The 1884-nt window shown below is 55.7% G+C and carries 1 rRNA gene (running past one end of the window); it reads left to right on the forward strand.

The window, feature by feature from the left end:
- A 23S ribosomal RNA gene (locus tag ACFRFQ_RS30435) occupies positions 1-1831 on the forward strand (it extends 1382 nt beyond the left edge of the window).
- The last annotated feature ends 53 nt before the right edge of the window (positions 1832-1884 follow it).

The raw sequence follows: 1884 nt of genomic DNA on the forward strand, positions 1-1884 counted from the left end.
GTGGCAGGTGTGTGGATGGGTAGGGGAGCGTCGTGTGGCCATGGAAGCGGCAGGGTGACCTAGCCGTGGAGGCCACACGAGTGAGAATGCAGGCATGAGTAGCGAAAGACGAGTGAGAAACTCGTCCGCCGAATGACCAAGGGTTCCTGGGCCAGGTTAATCCGCCCAGGGTGAGTCGGGACCTAAGACGAGGCCGACAGGCGTAGCCGATGGACAACGGGTTGATATTCCCGTACCCGTGTGAACGCGCCCATGGTGAATCAGTGATACTAACCGTCCTGAAGCCACGAGAAGACCTTCGGGTCTCGAGTTGGTGGATGCACGGGACCTGATCTGGTAGTAGCCAAGCGATGGGGTGACGCAGGAAGGTAGCTGGGCCGGTCAGTGGTAATACCGGTGTAAGCGTGTAGGGCGTGACCTAGGCAAATCCGGGTCGCATTAAAGCCTGAGACGTGATGCGTAGCCGATTGAGGCGAATTCAGTGATCCTATGCTGCCGAGAAAAGCCTCTAGCGAGCTTTCACACGGCCCGTACCCCAAACCGACACAGGTGGTCAGGTAGAGAATACTAAGGCGATCGAGATAACTATGGTTAAGGAACTCGGCAAAATGCCCCCGTAACTTCGGGAGAAGGGGGGCCCTGTCTGGTGACGACATTTACTGTCCGAGCTGGGTGGGGCCGCAGAGACCAGTGAGAAGCGACTGTTTACTAAAAACACAGGTCCGTGCGAAGTCGTAAGACGATGTATACGGACTGACGCCTGCCCGGTGCTGGAAGGTTAAGAGGACCGGTTAGCCAGTAATGGCGAAGCTGAGAATTTAAGCCCCAGTAAACGGCGGTGGTAACTATAACCATCCTAAGGTAGCGAAATTCCTTGTCGGGTAAGTTCCGACCTGCACGAATGGCGTAACGACTTCTCAGCTGTCTCAACCGTAGACTCGGCGAAATTGCATTACGAGTAAAGATGCTCGTTACGCGCGGCAGGACGAAAAGACCCCGGGACCTTCACTACAGCTTGGTATTGGTGTTCGGTTCGGTTTGTGTAGGATAGGTGGGAGACTGTGAAACGGTGACGCCAGTTATCGTGGAGTCGTTGTTGAAATACCACTCTGATCGAATTGGACCTCTAACCTCGGACCATGATCTGGTTCAGGGACAGTGCCTGGTGGGTAGTTTAACTGGGGCGGTTGCCTCCCAAAATGTAACGGAGGCGCCCAAAGGTTCCCTCAGCCTGGTTGGCAATCAGGTGTCGAGTGCAAGTGCACAAGGGAGCTTGACTGTGAGACTGACAGGTCGAGCAGGGACGAAAGTCGGGACTAGTGATCCGGCACCGGCAAGTGGAAGCGGTGTCGCTCAACGGATAAAAGGTACCCCGGGGATAACAGGCTGATCTTCCCCAAGAGTCCATATCGACGGGATGGTTTGGCACCTCGATGTCGGCTCGTCGCATCCTGGGGCTGGAGTAGGTCCCAAGGGTTGGGCTGTTCGCCCATTAAAGCGGCACGCGAGCTGGGTTTAGAACGTCGTGAGACAGTTCGGTCTCTATCCGCCGCGCGCGTAAGAAACTTGAGGAAGGCTGTCCCTAGTACGAGAGGACCGGGACGGACGAACCTCTGGTGTGCCAGTTGTTCCGCCAGGAGCACCGCTGGTTAGCTACGTTCGGAAGGGATAACCGCTGAAAGCATCTAAGCGGGAAGCCTGTTCCAAGATGAGGTTTCTCACCCCCTCGAGGGGGTAAGGCCCCCGGCAGACCACCGGGTTGATAGGCCAGAACTGGAAGTACAGTAATGTATGCAGGTGACTGGTACTAATAGGCCGAGGACTTACCACAAAGAAGCTACGCGTCCACTGTGCGGTATCTGAAACAACACACAGATACCTTGA

Origin of the sequence: Rhodococcus sp. NPDC056743 (genome assembly GCF_042790355.1) — a bacterium.
Lineage (GTDB): Bacteria > Actinomycetota > Actinomycetes > Mycobacteriales > Mycobacteriaceae > Rhodococcus_F.